The sequence below is a fragment of the Gulosibacter sp. GYB002 genome (assembly GCF_036577665.1).
GTDB classification, from domain to species: domain Bacteria; phylum Actinomycetota; class Actinomycetes; order Actinomycetales; family Microbacteriaceae; genus Gulosibacter; species Gulosibacter hominis.
The window spans coordinates 14,600-31,131 of record NZ_JARBDD010000014.1; the positions used below are offsets into that span (position 1 = coordinate 14,600).

The following is a 16,532-nucleotide window of genomic DNA, read 5'->3' on the forward strand; positions in this document are numbered from 1 at the left end:
GCCCTGGGCGCCTGCGCTCTGGGTGCCATTGCACTGCACAAGCACCTGCCCGCTTGCTGATCATGGTCGAAAGCTGCACGCTTGCACCAGTGCGCAGCGCTCTCGTAAGCACTACTAGAATGACATAATATACACGATTGGGCAATATCATCCCGCCTCTCAGTGCTGCAAAAGCCCACGTTCGGCTGCGATGGCCACCCAGACAATCCCCGCAAGCGCTATACAGCCGGCAGGCCTACTGCTGATCCGATTGCAATAGGAGCGCCAACCGCTCCGCGGCCGCGGGAATCCTTTCGGCCAGGAGTAGCTCCAGAGTCGGCCTCGTGTGCAATGAGCGGGCCTGCGCATACCCTTCTCCCCCGGCACTGCCTCGTGCAGCCCACGTGAGCCAGTTGATTGCCAGTCGCATGGCCGCGGCGGGCAAAACCACCCGTAGCTCCTCGGCACTAAGTGCGCGAAATTCGCGATATCCCTGTACAACCTCAGCCACCGCCACTACCGGATCCGATTGCCGAAGCATCCCGTATGCCCCGGAAATCGCGAGATCGGCAACCAGCGCAGTCGGGTACGCATCATTGAAGTCAATGGCCCCGCTCACTCGGCCGTTCTCGACATCGACCATCACGTTTTGGTCGTGCAAATCCTGGTGCACCACACCCTGTGGAAGGTTCGTAAATACCGGTTTGACCTGGGCAAATTCGTCGCGAATCGCATCCAACTCGGTAGCAAAAGCGGCAGCTTCGCCGGTGATTAGCGGCAGGACCGCGTCGAAGGATTCCAGCGCGTCCTCAATGAGCCAGTGGTGCCGCGGTGGCATTGTCTCGGGTGCGAAACCCTGATACGCATTCGTCAGCTGCGCGGATGCCTTACCGATTGAGCGCAGCAGTGCCGGCGTAACCTGCGGCACATCACACAGCAGCGTGCCGTCGACCCAGCTAAGTATCCGAATAATTGCCGTCTGGCCGTTATCTGCTGCAAACTCGATGTGTCTCGCGCCGGTAGTTGTCGGCAAAAGTCGCGGCACCGCAAAGTCGAGCGGCTGCTGCTCGATGTGTGTTAGCAGCGCTTCCTGCCACGCCACGGCCGGCGCTGCGGAGCCATCACTGATTTTGACAACCCAATACGCGCCGGCATCGTCAATAAGACGCAGGTTGCGGTCGTACTCGCCCTCGAGCCAGCGCGGGTCCCGCACCGTGAGCCCGTAGGCCTTCGCCAATAGTGGTGCCAGCTGATCGAGTGAAAGCGCCGGAGCCGCTACGCCGCTCATTGGCGCGGCTCCGAAATTTCGGCGAGCACACGGTCAACCGCGGCGACAATTTCGTTGATTTCACTCGACTGGATGCACAGCGGCGGACGAATTTTGAGTGCCTCACCGTTCGGGCCCGTGTGACTCACCAGCACTCCCCCGCTCCGCAGCCCGTTCACGAGAGCCCGAACCTGCGCACCCGCAGCCGCGGGGTTTTCGCCCGTTGGATCAAGATCCACGCCGACCATGAGGCCGGCGCCACGCACCTGCGCAGCACCGCCGTGCGCGGCAAACACACGGCTGAGCCCACTGCGAAGCTGCTCTCCCAGCTGCGTGACGCTATCCGGCGCCGCCATCGACTCGAGGCGACGCAACACGACGCTCGCAGCAGCAACCGGTGCGGCCGTGCCGGCAAAGGTGTTGAAATATCGGAACTCGCGGCCGAACCGTTCGAACAGCACGGCCGGGCCCACCACCCCGGCCATCGGCATCCCGTTCGCCATCGGTTTTCCGAGCGTCACGAGGTCTGGCACGATCTGAGCGTGTGCAAATCCCCACCAGCGTCCGGTTCGACAAAAGCCGGCCTGCACCTCGTCCGCGATCACGAGCCCGCCGTGCTCTTGCACCAGTGCTGCCGCATCCGCAATAAACGTCGCCGGCGCAAAAATACCGTCGCTGGTCAGCGCGGTATCAATGAGCAGCGCAGCCACGCCGTAGCCGCGTGATTCCAGCACTTTCATTGCGTCAGCGACCGACTGCGCAAATTGTGCCGCGCGCTCATCCTCTGCGCCGGCCCTCGGAACAGCGACGGTAACTGCGTAGTCGGCGATGCCATCTCGCCCGACAAGGCTGGGCGACACTTCCCGCACCGCTGTTGTGGTGCCGTGATACGCATGCTCGGTAACAATGATGCCCCGCGCCCCGGTTGCGTGGCGGGCGAGCTGCAGGGCGAGATCGTTCGCTTCGCTACCAGAACAGGTAAATGCTGCCCGGTCGAGGGGCTCGGGAAAGTGCGCGAGCAGTGCCTCGGCATAGGCCACCACACCCTCATCGGCATAACGCGTGTGTGTATTGGCGCGCAGCATCTCAGAGTGCACGGCTTCGGCTACCTCAGCGTCGGAATGGCCGATGCACGGCACATTGTTGTAGGCGTCAAGATATTCGGCACCGGATGCATCCGTGATGCGAACTCCGTGGGCCTGTGCCACGGTCAAGGGATCGTCATAGAAGAGCCGGTAGGTGCCAGCGAGCACGTGTTCGCGACGGGTAAGGATGCTTGGCACGCTTCCGCTCTCGGACATCATTGTTGCTCCCTATTCGGCCGATAGTTTGGTGCGCTCAGGCGTTGAAACGTCCATCTTTGCACGCTCCTGGGCCAGCATATCGCTGTGCTCGCCACTGCGATCGAGCAGGAAGCCCCGGAAAAAATCGGCCAGCTCGTCGGTTGCGGTCAGCGGCAAAATATTTGCCACATACTGGTCGGGACGCACCACGATCACGCATCCGCTGTCCGAAATGCCGCGCTCGGAATAAAAATCTGCCGGGGTGCGCCAAGTGGTGCCCTGCGCAAAACTATTGTTCACGTTCACAAGCCCGAGCGGGCCACCGACCGGTTTGAATGCATCCGGTACCTGGGTGAGTTCAATCTCGGTGTAGTCGTGGGGATAAATTGCTTTGACATCAAAGAGCGATTCGGGATCATCGGCCTGGGGCACGTGCGTATTGAGGGGCGAGTGCTCGTCGCTCGACCACCACTGGGCCCAATTCGCGAATGGACCGTCGGCTGAAATATCGGTTCCGGTGCACACATACAGCCGCCAACGCCCATCAGCCTCGTGCAGGTGTCCGAGATGCTGAGCGGTGCGGTCGCTGAGGCGAATTGCCCTTGCCGATCGAAACCGCTTCCCCACCGGAAATCCGGTGGCCAGATGCTGATAATCATCGGCGCCGGTGATCATCGACGGTTCATACTGGGTCATGAACCCGGCCGGGAATTCAAATGTCGACTGGTAAAAATCTTCCAGCTCGGTGGGGCTCGAAAACTCTTCCGGCTTTTTTGCCATCATCGACGACCACTGCATATCGAAATCGATGAGATTTTGTGCGATCACCTGGCGTTCTCCGGTGTAGGTGCGCAGCAGCGATGCGGGGCTGCGCCCTTCAAGCACGTGGGCGAGCTTCCACGCCAGATTGAACGCATCCTGCATCGAAACGTTCATTCCCTGGCCCGCCTTGGCCGAGTGCGTGTGACAAGCATCCCCGGCGATGAACACGCGCGGTTCAAGATGCTCACGCTCGGGCGAAATATCGTCAAAGCGGTCGGTGACGCGGTGGCCAACCTCATAAACGCTCCACCAGGCAACCTGCCGCACATCCAGACTGTACGGGTGCAGGATGCTGTTGGCCCGCCTAATGATTTCGTCGAGGGGTGTGTTGCGCACCTGATGGTTATCGTCTTCGGCAACTTCACCGAGGTCGACATACATGCGGAAGAGGTAGCCGCCCTCGCGCGGGATATGCAGGATGCTGCCGCCGTCATTTGAGGTGATCGCGCATTTGGTGCGGATATCAGGGAAATCGGTATTGGCAAGCACATCCATAACGCCCCACGCATGGAAAGCCGCCTTTCCCTGACGCTTCGCACCGATTGCTTTTCGCACTCGCGAGTGGGCGCCGTCAGCGCCGAGCACGTATTTTGCTCGCACCTGTCGCCGCTGGCCCTCGCGTGGGCCCGCGACATATTCGACATCAACGATCACCGGATACTCGGCCCCGTCGTCGAAGCTCAGCTCGATAAATTCGACGCCATAGTCGGGGGTCACGCGGCCGGGCCGCTGCCGGGCATATTCGGCAAAGTAGTCGAGCACGCGTGCCTGGTTCACAATCAGATGCGGAAACTCACTGACGTTCGCGGGATCGTCAGGGGTGCGTGCGGCCCGGTGAATATTTTCGGGATGCTCGGGGTCGGGTTTCCAAAATGCCATCTCGGTGAGATGGAAGGCCTCTTGGATGATCCGGTCGGCGAACCCGAATGCCTGGAAGGTTTCGACGCTGCGCGCCTGAATGCCGTCGGCCTGGCCAATTTCGAGCCGTCCGGCGCGGCGCTCAATGATGCGTGTGTTGATATTCGGGAATCGGGATAGCTGCGCGGCAGCGAGCATGCCCGCCGGGCCGGTACCGACGATGAGCACGTCGATCTCATCGGGTAGGTCGCTGGCTCGATCGATGCCATAGCCAGCAGCTGGTTTGACCCGTGGATCATCCGAGTGATAACCGTGATCGTGAAACAGCATGGCGTTCTCCCCTTCATTGCGGATGCCAAACTTCGCCTAGCTACGCCAGATCATATATGGTCCAGTGCACAGACTGCCGATGACGATCTTGAACTGTCGCGCGCATGCCTAAATAAGTTTTTGCGCCCTGACCACCAAAACACGCGCGTCGAACGCACGAACCCGCGGAATCGCGTAGAGTGTTTGCCAGCGCCTTTTGCGCCACAATTTACGGTTCTTGCCAACTAGGGAGTTATTCATGCGCTGGATTCTCACCATCCTGTGCCTGGCAGTATTTGCCGCTGGCCTCTACTGCTTCGCGCTCGCATTCCACGAAGACCAGGGCACTGGCAGCCTGCTGCTCTTCCTTGCCGGCATTGGCCTCAGCTGCCTCGCGTTCTTCCTGCCCTGGCAGGTGTTCGGCCACAGTCGCAAATAACTGCCGCAGGCACTAAGCTGCACCGCCCCCGGCTCGCAATACCGGGGGCGTTTGTTATTTCCGCAACTGGAGCCGTCATGTCTTTCACCCCGACAGCTGATATTTCAACCCGTTTTCCGGTGAGTGCCGATATTGTCTGGGCTGCGCTAACCAAGCACCGCTACACGAGCGAGTGGTGGCCCTCGCTGCAGCTTCCCAAGCGCTCAGGAGCGCGCGCATCCTTTCAAACCCCGCGGCCGCGCAAAAAGCGCCCGCGTGTGGCAACCGGCCGGGTTGTGCGCGTAACAAAGGGCGAGGAAATTCAGCTCAGCCTCTTGTCGCAGCCACGTGGCGTGCACTCTGAAGTGACCATCACTGTGACGCAGCTCGCCCACAAAACCCGCGTTCGGGTGGTCGAGCAGGGATTCGCCGATGCCGAAGACCCGCAGCGTTTCATCGCCGAAAGTCGGGATGGTTGGCGTGAATTTCTTGGGGCGCTCGGTGAATATTTGGCCGATAACAAAACGGTTGCCCGAATCGAGCGCCGCATCCACGACGCATGATCCGGGCAACCGCAAAGCAGCGCGTGAGGGGTTGCTATTCGTCGTTAAAACTCGAAACGTCGCCAACCAGACGCGTATTGTCGGCCGGCACTGGTTCAACGGCAGCCAACGCTACTTCGGCTGCAAACTCGGCGACATTGTAGAGCCGACCGGCGGTTTCACGACGTGCCTCAATGGCGCCCGGCTCGAGTCGGTTCAGCAAGGTTGCGGTGATCGTGCCCTCAATCATGTCGCCCGAAACCACAACGAACTCGATCCCCTGCTCGGTCAGCGACGGGATCATCTCGCGCAGCGCATCCTCACCGGCACGCTTCGACTCTGCCACCGGCACATAGGCGTCCATCGTGGGAGTGGTGCGAATGAAGTGCGCCTGGTGGCTCGTGACAAAGACGACTCGGCCACCGGCACCCATCAGCTCACGCGCAGCGTTGAGCATCCCCACCTGTGCGTCACGGTTAAGCCGCAGCGCGTAGTCGGCTCCCATGTTTTGTTCCATACCGCCCGATGCGTTGAGCACGAGTATGTCGAGACCGCCCAGCCGCGCCTTCACTTCGGCAAGCATCGCTGCCACCGAATCTGTGTCGGTGAGGTCGGCGCCGACGGCGAAGCTGTCGCCGTCATACTCGGCAAATTCAGCAACGAGTTTTTCGGCACGAGCCGCCTTGTTTCGGTAGTTGATCACCACGCTCGCGCCGGCCTCAGCAAAATAGCGGGCGGTGTCGGCTCCGACACCGCGCGAGGATCCGGTGACAAGTACGCGTTTGCCAGCGACATCGTGGCCGGCAAGAGGGTTGGTCGCATTTGATTCCATAGCGCGAGTCTACCGATCTCTCATCCGCGCACGGCACACTGGGAGTGTGCACTATTTTGATCAGCCAACACCGAGAGTAATCGCTCACCGGGGAGAATCGTCCACCGCCCCTGAAAATACTGCGGCCGCCTTTCACACGGCACTCGAGGCCGGTGCAGACGTGCTTGAGACCGATATTCACGTCACCGCCGACAATCGCGCGGTGCTCTGGCACGATCCGGTGCTGGCGCGCTGGGACGACACCCCCACAGCGATCAACTCGCTCACCCTCGCACAATTACAGCAGCGCCGACGCGGACCCCACCACATTCTCGAGCTTGGCGAGGCACTCGAACTGTTTCCGCGAATACGTTTCAACATTGACGTTAAAACTCCGGCAGCAATCGCGGCGACTGCGGGGACCATTCGTGACGCCGGCGCCAGTGAACGCGTGCTGGTCACTGCTTTTGACCAACGCACTATCGATGCGCTGCACAAACTGCTGCCGGATGCATTTTTCGGCACCGGACAGCAGGCGGTCCTGTTGGCGGTAATGGCAGTCGCGGCACGTTCGCGACGGCTGCTGCGCCGGGCCCTAGCCGGTGCGGATGCGGTGCAGATTCCGCCTGCGGTGCGTCGGCTGAGTCTGGTGTCGCCACGACTTTTGGATGCTTACCTGCAGCATGCCAGGGAGGTACACGTGTGGACCGTCAATGACCGTGAACTCATGCAGCGTTTGCTTGCGGCGGGCGTCTCGGGCATCATCACCGATGAAACAGCTCTGGCACGGAGAGTCATTGATCGCGGAGACTTCGACGGGTGAGCGGTCGAACTAGAACCAGCTGCTCGCCGCGCTTGAGCACTGGCTTCGGCAGCCTCCCATTGAACGGCAGTGCACAGATGCCGTGGAATAAATTGGGTCGGCTTTCGTTCTCACCCGTTACTGACCCGGCCTTGAGCGAAAGGCAGGTAGGCTTGGGCGTTGGATCATTTCGTATCAGCACGGATTGATCCAAAACATGACTTGAGGCGGAGAGGAGCCGGAACGATGGCAGACCGCAGTCTTCGTGGAATGCGCCTGGGTGCGCAGAGCCTACAGAGCGATGAGGGCGTCGTGCTGGTCGATCACCAGTTGCGTACCTATCAGACCGAGAAGGGTGAGCGCTTCATCGTCACCTTCGCAGCCGACGCCGAGGCTCCCGAGGTGTGGGAATCTCCAAAGACCGGTGATGAGGGACGCCTGCTTGACGCCGATGGTGACGAGGTCCCCTACACTCCCCCGGAACAAAAACCGCAGCGAACCCACTGGGACATGCTGCTCGAGCGCCGCACCAAAGAAGACCTCGAAGAGGTCCTGCAGGTGCGCCTCGACTATCTGCGTGAGCGTCGCGGCACGAAGAATCGTGAGCAGCGCGAGCCCACCGCCGGTGCTCCACAGACCACGGGCCGAAGCGGCGAAACTCCCACGCGCGTGATTGATATTGAGGGGCGCCCGCAGGCACAGACACGTGCCGAGAAGGAAGCCGAAGCCAAGGCGGCTAAGAAAAAGAAGAAGTAACCCGGTTTAGCCACCGGCCATTGCCGGGCCGACGCCCTTCCCTCGAGGTGCTGTCGGCGGGCTAATACCGCTGCCGGCGTCGACGAGCTGCTCGCTTATCACCGAGCTCGTGACGCGGTTTGCTCATAATCAGCAGCACCATGCCCACTCCTCCGAGCAGGAATTCAATTGCCGGCCCGAACGCAATAGCGGGCGTTACGCCCGTGGTGATTGGCGCATCCACGACAAATATTCCCGGCTGGTACCAATCGAGTGCCGCTAATTCGCTCCCGTCAGGGCCGTAGGCGGCGCTCCATCCCACGGTCGACGCCTGCACGAGCGTGCGGCCCGATTCAACCGCCCTCAGTCGCGCGGTCGCCAGCTGCTGTGCCGACTCGTCGGTGCGGGCAAAATCGGCGTTATTGGTGGGCGCCAAAAGCAGTTCCGCACCGTAGTCGATGGCCTCGCGGGCGAGTCGATCGTCAACGATGTCATAGCAAATAAACACGCCGTACTGGTGCCCGGCCGCGCTCAGCACATTGGGTCGCGTGCCCGGCGTGTACTCACGCTGAATGAGATTGATAAGGTCCGGTGCAAGCAGTTCGTAAAACTCGCGGTCGGGCACATATTCTCCGAATGGAATTGGATGCGCCTTGTCATACTGCTGGGCGCCGGCTCCTGCCGCGGTCCAAATGAACTGGGTGTTGAAATAGCGGGTTTCGGGGTCGTTCCAATCGCCGGTGCGGGTGACTGTATTTGCCAGAATCGGGGCGTCGTAAGCCGCCGAAAGTTCGCTCAGCCATGCCGCCGCCCGCGGCGATTCAAAGGGGCTGATGTCGACCGATCCCTCCGGCCAGAGGATCACATCGACCTCGGTGCCTTCCGCAAGCTGCGACATCGCCTCGGCGTGCGCGACCATGATTTCACCCGGATCTGAGGGAATGAAATAGCTCGCTCCAGGGGTATCGCCCTGTACCGCCAGCACCCGCACCGTACCGGTTTGCGGCAGCGGGAACTGCGGGGTGCCCATGATCACGAGCGCCAGTGCTGTCAGCACGGCACCACGCGCAAGCCAGCCGTACGGTGGGCGAACCGGTTTTCCGAGCTCGTTGAATGCGCGGCTTGTGGTCGTCGGTAGCACGCACAGCTCGAGAGCGAGCGCGCTAAAGGCGACCAACACGAATCCCAGCCCGGCAAAACCGAGCCACGAAACCAGTTCAACGCTCGGCGCGGCCGATTGCGATTGGGCGATGCGCCCCCAGGCGAATCCGCCGTAGGGAACGGTTGCTGAAAAACTCTCGCGAGCGATCCACAAACCCGCAACTCCGATGCTTGTCAGCGCAATGTTTCGCCCCTGTCGCCGGCGATACAGCAGTGCGATGAGCGCGTGGCCGGCTGCCCACCACGCCGCCATAAAGGTCGAGAGCGCAATCCACGGTATCGGCCCCAAAAATTCGCTGGTCCATGACACATGCACCAGAAAAAACACCAGCCCGGTAATGAACCCCAAGCCCGCCGCACCGGCAGTGGAGCGGCCGCGCACCGACCACAGGCTGAGCATCACTGCCGGTACGACAAGCACCCACAGCGCCCAGCCGGGATAGGCCGCCGCCAGTAGTAGCGCAGCGGCTGCGGCGGCCAACGCAGCGGTCGGTGTGGTAGCGGCTGGCAGCGTAAATCGTGCTTTCATCGTGGCAAACACAGTAATTCAGCAGTCACGGTATTTCGGCAGAAACGATGCGGACTATTGCTCGGTGCCCGTGTAGGCAACGATGCCGCGCCTCACCAGCTCGGATGCTTGCCGGGCGGTGCGAGCGAGATTGCCGGTGGCGACCGTTCCCAGCTGATCGAGCAGATCAAGGGTCTGTTTGCTCCAGCGCACAAAGTCACCCGCAGACATTTCAGCATCTTCGAGCACGCGTTCGAGCGGGGCACCGCTTGACCACTTGAACATTGGTTTGGCGAGCGAGGTCGCAAGCGGCCGGGTGCGCGGAACCCGCAGTTCGTCTTCGATTTCGTCGAGCTCTTCCCAAAGCTCTTCGGTGCGCGCGAGCGCGGTTCGAAACTCGCCCTTGGGCAGGTGCCCCACCGGCGGGTTCACCTCATCGCGTCGCGGCTCGTAGGTGAGCACACAGCACATGGCGGCCAATTGCTGCGCATCCAGCTTCAACCACAGCTGGCGACGGATGCACTCGGCAACCAGCAGATCACGGTCGCCAAAGATGCGCCGCAGCAGTTCACCGTGAACGGTGGCGGTAATGGTGGGCTCACCGCCAGCTGGATCGGCAGTCGACTCGAGATAGCCGCGACGCAGCAGCAGCTCGGTGAGGCGGTCAAATACGCGGGCCACAGCCCCCGTGCGCCGCTCGATTTCGCGCAGCTGGTGGTCGGTGTCGCGCTGTAGCCGCCAGTAGCGCTCGGCCCAGCGGGCATGCTGCTCTCGCTCTGGACAGCGGTGGCAGGGATGCGATCGTAGCTGGTCGCGTAGCTCGGCAAGCCGTCTGCTGCGGGCGTCGCGGGCGCCGTGGTCACCCGGCAATACCTTCTGTCGTTCAACATCGGTGAGTTCGCGGCGGATCGCCGAATAAGCCATGAAGTCGCCACGCTCGCAGCGCATCGACTCGGCATAGCCGCTGAGCGCATCCTGCTGCTGTCGCACTCGACGTGCCAGATCAACCACCGCCCGGTCGGCCTGGAACTGTGCGAACGACGACTCGAGAACTCGCCGAGTTCGCTCGCGGCCGAATTGGTTAATGAGGTTGACCGTCATGTTGTAGGTCGGCCGGAACGAAGAATTGAGCGGGTAGGTGCGCTTGGATGCGAGCGCGGCAACCGATTCGGGTTGCATCCCTTCACGCCACTGGATGATGGCGTGCCCTTCCACATCGATTCCGCGGCGCCCGGCGCGACCGGTCAGCTGCGTAAATTCGCCGGGCGTGATCGGCACCCGCGAAATCCCGTTAAATTTTTCGAGCCGCTCGAGCACCACAGTGCGCGCGGGCATATTAATTCCGAGCGCGAGCGTCTCGGTGGCAAACACCACTTTCAGCAGTTTGCGCTGAAAGAGCACCTCAACCACTTCTTTAAAAATTGGCAGCATACCGGCGTGGTGGGCGGCAACACCCCGCTCGAGCGCCTCACGCCACTGGTAAAAACCGAGCACTCCGAGGTCTTCATCGAGGAGCGTGCGGGTGTATTCGTCGACGATCCAGCGAATTTCGTCACGTTCGGTGCGCGTGGTGAGCTGAACTCCCCAATTGCACACCTGTCGAACCGCATCGTCGCAGCCGTTACGCGAAAAAATAAAAAAGATGGCCGGCAGCAGCTGCGCCTCGTCCAGCAGTTCGACAAATGGTCCCCGATCGAGCCGCGCCGCGGGCCGCCGGTGCCCTCCCCCGCGACCACGCCTGCTACTCGGCCCGCGCGAAGCGCCCACCGCTCGCAGCAGGTCGGGATTCACGCGCCGCTTCTTTTTACCGCTTTTTTCGGCATAAAGATCATGCAGCCGCGAGCCGACCAGCACGTGATGATACAGCGGCGTGGGGCGGTGTTCGGAGACGATCACATCAGTATCGCCGCGCACTGTCTGCAGCCAGTCGCCAAACTCTTCCGCATTCGAAACCGTTGCCGAAAGCGAAACGAGGCGCACCTCGCTCGGCAGATGAATGATGACCTCTTCCCACACCGCGCCGCGGAATCGATCGGCAAGATAGTGCACCTCATCCATGACGACATAGGCGAGGTCGGTGAGCAGATCGCTGCCAACATAGATCATGTTGCGCAGCACCTCGGTGGTCATGACGACAACGCGTGCTTGCGGGTTGATGCTCGTGTCGCCGGTGAGTAGGCCCACTTCACTGGGGCCGTATTCGGCGACCAGCTCCTGGTACTTCTGGTTCGACAGCGCCTTAATCGGGGTTGTGTAAAAAATTTTGGCATGCGGGTCGCGCATGGTGAGAAACACCGCGAACTCGGCAACCACGGTCTTCCCAGCACCGGTGGGAGCCGCGACGAGCACCGAATGCCCGGCCTCGAGGCTGTGGCAAGCTGCCACCTGAAATTCGTCGAGATCGAATCGCTGCCCCGACCGAAACAGCTCCGTTTCTGGGTGGCGGGCACGCTCGGCGGCCCGGGCATAGCGTTCGGAGGGGCTGAGATTCACGCTTCGAACCTACCCGTTCGCGGATCAGAACTGCCGGTGCCATCCTGATCGACCGGCTCGGGCTCGCGCACCGCCGTCGCTTCCGCTGCGATATCGGCCTCAATTTCAGCCTCGAGCTTTTTGCGGCGTTTTACGCGCGCACGATCGAAGAGCGACGCCACGCCCGCCGCCAAAAAGTACAGCAGCACCATCGGCACCATCAGCAGCAGCATGCTGATCACATCCGCGGCCGGAGTGGCGATAGCCGCAAAGAGCGCGGTAATCAGCACCGCCCAGCGCCAGCCAGCCAAGATCTGCCGACCGGTGAGCACACCGGCGAGGTCAAGCATCACCAGTAGCACCGGCACAATATAGGCGATACCGACGGCAAGGCAGAGCGTCAATACGAACGAGTAGTAGGTTTTTGCGTCGTAGAAGACGGTGTCTTCAAACGGTACGAAACTCGTCATCACCTGCACGATGCGCGGCTGGATTGCCAGACCAGTCACCACGCCGGCAAGAAATAGCGGTATGCCGGTGCCCAAAAACCCCAGTGCATAGCGGCGCTCGGTCTTTTTTAGGCCCGGCATGAGGAACATCCACACCTGGTAGAGCCACACCGGTGATGCGATCACCACGCCGAGTGTGAGCGCCATTTGCAGACGCAGATCAAAGCCGGTGGTGACATTCGTGAAGTTGATCGATACCCGACCGCCGCGTTCTTGGGCGATCGCGAGGATCGGTCGACGAATGAGGTCGAGCGCCGGTTCAGACAGGATGAATCCGATCACCATCGAAACGACGATGGCGATCAGGCAAATAATGAATCGGTTGCGGAACTCGATCAGATGATCGGCCAGCCTCATCCGGCCTTCCGGGTTCCGTTTACGCGAATAGTGCGGGCGTTTGGATGCCGACCGCCGCGTTTTGCGCGCCGTGTCGCTCACGAACGTTAGTTCTGTGTGTTGTCGCTTGCGCTGCTGCGGTCGCTATCGGTTTTTTCGGCTTCGTTGTTGACGGTGCCACCGGTGGGCGCGTCGTCGTCGCGCATCTGGCGAACTTCCTTCTTAAAAATTCGCATTGATTGGCCGAGGTTTTTGGCCAGCGACGGAAGTTTCGGCGCGGCGAACAGCAGCAGGATGATGATCAGCAGCACCAAAAAGTGCGCGCCCGACAATCCTTGGAACATAGTTGATCTAAGCCTCTCGCCGTTTGTATTCGGTTAGGTATGCGTACTGCATCGGATCTGCAGCAATGAGTGCCCGCGCCCGGGCAATTTTAGCTTCCCGGCGCCGTTCACGCCGTGCATCGCGCGCGATAGTGAACTCGCGTCGCTCGGCGGCCACGGTGGCACGGCCACGCACTATGGCGTTGGGGGTTGGGTGAATCTGCACATCCTCGTCGGAGATTTCGAGCTGCGCAATCGCGTCCAAGAGTCGGCTCCCTTCCTCGCCGGTGCCCATCACCGCGCGAAAAAGCGCTCTGCCGCTGAAAAAGAGCACGACAACCAGCAGCGCCGTCAGCGCCACCCAAATTAAAAGCCACATCCACCAGGCCATAGTCCGGCTAGTCTACGCGAGGTTCGCGCTGTGGTGCGAGCGGCTCGTCGGGGGCGAACAGGTCTGTGGCAAGCAGATCACTCGCCGCGTCAAACACGGCTTGTCGCACCGACGGCGGGCCCACCACCTCGATCTCTCCGGCGTTTTCGCACACCAGTCGCGTCACGAGCTGTTGACTGCGCATCCCCACGAGCACTCGGTGGCGACCATCAGCAGCTGTTTCAGCTCGGCCAGTAGTCGACAGGTAGGGGCCGAGTATTTCCAGCCCGAGCGGTGTGGCAGAAAACTCAACCTCGATAAGTTCCGGCGAGTTGACCACCAGCGGTGCCTCGAGCACTCGTTTGGGATGCTTGGCAACCGGTGTGTCGAGTTCGGTAATCGACTCAATTCGGTCGACACGAAACCATCGCTGTTCGTCGCGCCAATTGCACCAGGCATTCAAATACACGTAGCGGTCTCGGGCTTCGATGCGGAGCGGATCAACAGTGCGTTCGGTGAAACGGTTGGAAGATTCCGCCCGATAGCCGAGTTGCAGCTGATGTCCGTTCGCAATGGCAGCCTTGATCACGCCAAGTTCACTGCTTACGCCGGTTTCGGGCGTCACACTCTGTGTCGGATCAAGTTGCTGTACGAGCTGCGCAATCGCATCCTGCTGGGCGCCATCCGCAAACGGCAGCAATTGCAACAACCCCATGAGCGCCGTCACCCGTTCGATCGGCGATAGCGGCAATTCAAACGTTTCCACCGGATTATGCGTGAGCCGAATATGGTCGCGTTCGTAGTCGTCATAGTCAAAATCGAACATTCCGTACGGATCTTCAAACCCGTCTGGTTCGGGCACACCGAGTGTCCATAGATAATCAATGAGCTTGCGTGTGGCCTCGACGCTGGTGTTGATCCGGCGGGCAAGCTCTGGCAGCGGCAGGCCATCTTCGTGACGTTGCAGCAGTTCAAGTACAGCGGCTGCTGTCAGCGCATCAAATTTCGCCACGGTCACCTCCGCCGTGGTGCGTGGCCACCACACGCGCGAGCCGTGACCGAACGCGTTCTCGCAACGATTCGGGCGAAATCGCTCGAATATCGGCTGCGAATGCAGCCAGTTCGTCGGCGAGTAGTTCATGATCCCAGTTCGGGATGCGCAGCTCGACACCGTCGGCATGCGTGACGGTGTCGAGTGCCCGGCGGCTGAGGGCCTGCTGTGCGCGTGAGCCCTCAGCAACGGTCACTGTGACTGCCTGCCGCTCCCCCAGCGCGCGCAGTTTGGCGGCGAGGTTGGTTGACGGCTCGTAAGTGGTTTTGCGCGCGCCGGTTAGTGTCACGTCACCGATGATGCGACGCAGCAAAAAATTGCGTTCGTCGTCACGCGCATAGTCGTAACAATTGCACAGCCAGTGTCCCTCCACCTGCACCAGCTGCAGGGGCGCGACCGAACGCGTGTCGGGGGCAGCGGTGCCGGGCTTTGCGTAGTCAAACTGCACATCCTGTCGTAGCGCAATAGCGTCGCGCAGTGCGGCAAAAGCCCCGCCGGTGCGTCGCACATGGGTGATCTGCGGCAAATTGGCTGCGGCCGAGTCGGCCTCGCTGCTGCCAAGCAATTTCAGGTAGGCGCGCCGCGCGTCTGCCGCGATATCCGGAGCCTCCCAAACCCTGGCCGCGGCATCGAGCAGCAGCAGCTGCTCGGCGCTGACGGTGAGCGGTACTGGTTCCGATGAAGCCGCGACCGCGTCGCGGTCGAGGGCAAATCGCCATCGGGATCGGTCGCCCGGTGCATCAGGATCAACCACCGTAGTCACCGGAAATCCGAGCTCCGTGAGGGTTTCACGGTCGCGCGCCAGCCGCTTTTCAAGCGCGTCTGTACTAGCTGGAGATTTTCCGGGTTCGTGTCGGTAACCGCTCACCGAATTAAAAATCTCTTCGCTGCTCACCGGCGTTGTGGTGCCGCTGAGCAGCATGAGCAGCCGCAGGTGCCGCTGACTATTCGGCGCAACCGCATCGGTCACTGCTGCCCCGTTTGCATCTCTACTGGTTGGTGGTCTTCGGGTAGACGGCAAGAATGTCAACGACGAACACAAGATGTGAATTTGCCGGAATCGAAGCCGTTTCTTGATCGCCGTAGCCGAGCTCGGGAGGAAATACGGTCACCACGCGCGAACCCACCTGCTGGCCGACAAGCGCATCCGCAAAACCGGTCACCACACCGTCGGTCGAAAACATTGTGGGCACACCGCCGCGAGCCCAGCTCGAATCGAACTCGGTGCCGTCGAGCAGCACACCACGGTACTGCACCACAACCTCGTCACCGGCGTCAACCTCGGGGCCGTCGCCCTGCAGCACCGTGCTGATCAGCTGCTCGGTGGGTTTCGGCGCATCAGCTGCAATTTTTACCTGGGGTGAACCGTCGTCGCCGTCACTCACCTCGATGAAATCGATGGAGTTATCGGTCGGTTTGCCGTCTGCGGCCTGGTTTTTTTCGACGCCGATTACGTCAATGACGTACATCGGGGTTTGCTGCGAGCCTGGCTTCTGGGCCGCTTCGGTAGCCGGCGGGAGTAGCACGATGCGTGAGCCCGACGGGGTGCCGAGCAAGCCCGAGTGCACTGGCTCGGGCAGCTGCAACTCAGCCAGTGTGCTCTGCACCGGTAGTGAGGCGTAGTCGCTCAGCGGCTCGCCGCTTCCAAAATCGAAGGTGGCGACTTTCAGCACCGGGTACATGTCTTCGGTCAGAGGCGCGCCATCGCCCTCAACGAGCACCTTGCGCTCAACCTGCTCGGTGAGCTTTGCCGAGTCGCCAGCGGTCACCTGGGGAGTTTCGCCGAAGCCGCCGGTCACAGTGGCAGTGTCAAGCGCCGGGGTGCCCTGCGCTGCCGCGGCACTGGTACCGTCAGCACCATCGCCGGCATCGGTGCCGCTGCATCCGGCGAGCGTGAATGCGAGCGCTGTTGCGGCACAGGCGGCAACGACGCGCCCAAGGCGACGTACACGAACTGGATAGGGGTTCGACAATTC

At 61.3% G+C, this 16,532-nt stretch carries 16 protein-coding genes; 4 read left to right on the forward strand and 12 right to left on the reverse strand.

Going from position 1 to position 16,532, the window contains the following annotated elements; translation table 11 throughout:
• Positions 1-235 precede the first annotated feature (235 nt).
• The 3 genes from PV375_RS08065 to PV375_RS08075 are packed head-to-tail and all read right to left on the reverse strand — an operon-like array spanning position 236 to position 4,539.
• Positions 236-1,267 (reverse strand): phosphotransferase, encoded by a 1,032-nt coding sequence (locus tag PV375_RS08065; protein ID WP_332106871.1) that lies wholly within the window; start codon positions 1,265-1,267, stop codon positions 236-238.
• Complete coding sequence (locus tag PV375_RS08070) at positions 1,264-2,550, reverse strand: aspartate aminotransferase family protein (RefSeq protein WP_332106872.1); 1,287 nt, start codon at positions 2,548-2,550, stop codon at positions 1,264-1,266. Before PV375_RS08070 ends, PV375_RS08065 begins: the two co-directional genes overlap by 4 nt.
• Positions 2,551-2,559: 9 nt before the next feature.
• Positions 2,560-4,539, reverse strand: a complete 1,980-nt coding sequence (locus tag PV375_RS08075) for an FAD-dependent monooxygenase (RefSeq protein WP_332106873.1) — start codon at positions 4,537-4,539, stop codon at positions 2,560-2,562.
• 238 nt (positions 4,540-4,777) lie between these two features.
• On the opposite strand from PV375_RS08075, the gene PV375_RS08080 reads away from it, so the two are divergent.
• Together PV375_RS08080 and PV375_RS08085 are read left to right on the forward strand one after the other, a co-directional pair.
• Entirely contained in the window at positions 4,778-4,957 is a 180-nt protein-coding gene (locus PV375_RS08080; protein WP_201614757.1) for a hypothetical protein, read from the forward strand.
• Positions 4,958-5,034: 77 nt separating this feature from the next.
• The gene (locus tag PV375_RS08085) at positions 5,035-5,499 is read left to right on the forward strand and encodes an SRPBCC family protein (protein ID WP_332106874.1); all 465 of its coding nucleotides are present in this window, start codon (positions 5,035-5,037) and stop codon (positions 5,497-5,499) included.
• 34 nt (positions 5,500-5,533) lie between these two features.
• Here PV375_RS08085 and PV375_RS08090 read toward each other — a convergent pair whose 3' ends face one another.
• The gene (locus PV375_RS08090; RefSeq protein ID WP_201614755.1) at positions 5,534-6,310 is read right to left on the reverse strand and encodes an SDR family oxidoreductase; all 777 of its coding nucleotides are present in this window, start codon (positions 6,308-6,310) and stop codon (positions 5,534-5,536) included.
• Between the two features lie 46 nt (positions 6,311-6,356).
• Between PV375_RS08090 and PV375_RS08095 the strand changes: the two genes are divergently transcribed.
• Together PV375_RS08095 and PV375_RS08100 are read left to right on the forward strand one after the other, a co-directional pair.
• Complete coding sequence (locus PV375_RS08095; protein WP_332106875.1) at positions 6,357-7,112, forward strand: glycerophosphodiester phosphodiesterase family protein; 756 nt, start codon at positions 6,357-6,359, stop codon at positions 7,110-7,112.
• Positions 7,113-7,337: 225 nt separating this feature from the next.
• Positions 7,338-7,847, forward strand: a complete 510-nt coding sequence (locus tag PV375_RS08100) for an RNA polymerase-binding protein RbpA (protein ID WP_201517012.1) — start codon at positions 7,338-7,340, stop codon at positions 7,845-7,847.
• A 61-nt stretch (positions 7,848-7,908) separates the two neighbouring features.
• On the opposite strand, the gene lnt is transcribed toward PV375_RS08100, so the two are convergent.
• From lnt to PV375_RS08140, 8 genes are all read right to left on the reverse strand, one after another.
• Positions 7,909-9,516 (reverse strand): apolipoprotein N-acyltransferase, encoded by a 1,608-nt coding sequence (gene lnt / locus PV375_RS08105; RefSeq protein ID WP_332106876.1) that lies wholly within the window; start codon positions 9,514-9,516, stop codon positions 7,909-7,911.
• A 54-nt stretch (positions 9,517-9,570) separates the two neighbouring features.
• Positions 9,571-11,988: a DEAD/DEAH box helicase gene (locus PV375_RS08110; protein ID WP_332106877.1), complete on the reverse strand. Its 2,418-nt coding sequence runs from the start codon at positions 11,986-11,988 to the stop codon at positions 9,571-9,573.
• Complete coding sequence (gene tatC, locus PV375_RS08115) at positions 11,985-12,833, reverse strand: twin-arginine translocase subunit TatC (protein ID WP_332106878.1); 849 nt, start codon at positions 12,831-12,833, stop codon at positions 11,985-11,987. Before tatC ends, PV375_RS08110 begins: the two co-directional genes overlap by 4 nt.
• An 86-nt stretch (positions 12,834-12,919) precedes the next feature.
• Positions 12,920-13,156, reverse strand: a complete 237-nt coding sequence (locus tag PV375_RS08120) for a twin-arginine translocase TatA/TatE family subunit (protein WP_201517009.1) — start codon at positions 13,154-13,156, stop codon at positions 12,920-12,922.
• 7 nt (positions 13,157-13,163) lie between these two features.
• Complete coding sequence (locus PV375_RS08125) at positions 13,164-13,526, reverse strand: hypothetical protein (protein WP_201517008.1); 363 nt, start codon at positions 13,524-13,526, stop codon at positions 13,164-13,166.
• A gap of 7 nt (positions 13,527-13,533) precedes the next feature.
• The gene (locus PV375_RS08130) at positions 13,534-14,517 is read right to left on the reverse strand and encodes a helix-turn-helix transcriptional regulator (RefSeq protein ID WP_201517007.1); all 984 of its coding nucleotides are present in this window, start codon (positions 14,515-14,517) and stop codon (positions 13,534-13,536) included.
• Positions 14,504-15,526, reverse strand: coding sequence for a helix-turn-helix transcriptional regulator (locus tag PV375_RS08135; protein WP_332106879.1), 1,023 nt, complete (start codon positions 15,524-15,526; stop codon positions 14,504-14,506). The genes PV375_RS08130 and PV375_RS08135 overlap by 14 nt, the downstream gene beginning before the upstream one ends.
• 19 nt (positions 15,527-15,545) lie before the next feature.
• Positions 15,546-16,529, reverse strand: coding sequence for an FKBP-type peptidyl-prolyl cis-trans isomerase (locus PV375_RS08140; protein WP_332106880.1), 984 nt, complete (start codon positions 16,527-16,529; stop codon positions 15,546-15,548).
• Positions 16,530-16,532: the final 3 nt, after the last annotated feature.

Bases quoted from the DNA above. Each gene is read 5' to 3' on its own strand.
- PV375_RS08065 (WP_332106871.1), bottom strand. From the start codon at position 1,267: ATGAGCGGCGTAGCGGCTCCGGCGCTTTCACTCGATCAGCTGGCACCA.
- PV375_RS08070 (WP_332106872.1), bottom strand. From the start codon at position 2,550: ATGATGTCCGAGAGCGGAAGCGTGCCAAGCATCCTTACCCGTCGCGAA.
- PV375_RS08075 (WP_332106873.1), bottom strand. From the start codon at position 4,539: ATGCTGTTTCACGATCACGGTTATCACTCGGATGATCCACGGGTCAAA.
- PV375_RS08080 (WP_201614757.1), top strand. From the start codon at position 4,778: ATGCGCTGGATTCTCACCATCCTGTGCCTGGCAGTATTTGCCGCTGGC.
- PV375_RS08085 (WP_332106874.1), top strand. From the start codon at position 5,035: ATGTCTTTCACCCCGACAGCTGATATTTCAACCCGTTTTCCGGTGAGT.
- PV375_RS08090 (WP_201614755.1), bottom strand. From the start codon at position 6,310: ATGGAATCAAATGCGACCAACCCTCTTGCCGGCCACGATGTCGCTGGC.
- PV375_RS08100 (WP_201517012.1), top strand. From the start codon at position 7,338: ATGGCAGACCGCAGTCTTCGTGGAATGCGCCTGGGTGCGCAGAGCCTA.
- lnt (WP_332106876.1), bottom strand. From the start codon at position 9,516: ATGAAAGCACGATTTACGCTGCCAGCCGCTACCACACCGACCGCTGCG.
- tatC (WP_332106878.1), bottom strand. From the start codon at position 12,833: ATGAGGCTGGCCGATCATCTGATCGAGTTCCGCAACCGATTCATTATT.
- PV375_RS08120 (WP_201517009.1), bottom strand. From the start codon at position 13,156: ATGTTCCAAGGATTGTCGGGCGCGCACTTTTTGGTGCTGCTGATCATC.
- PV375_RS08125 (WP_201517008.1), bottom strand. From the start codon at position 13,526: ATGGCCTGGTGGATGTGGCTTTTAATTTGGGTGGCGCTGACGGCGCTG.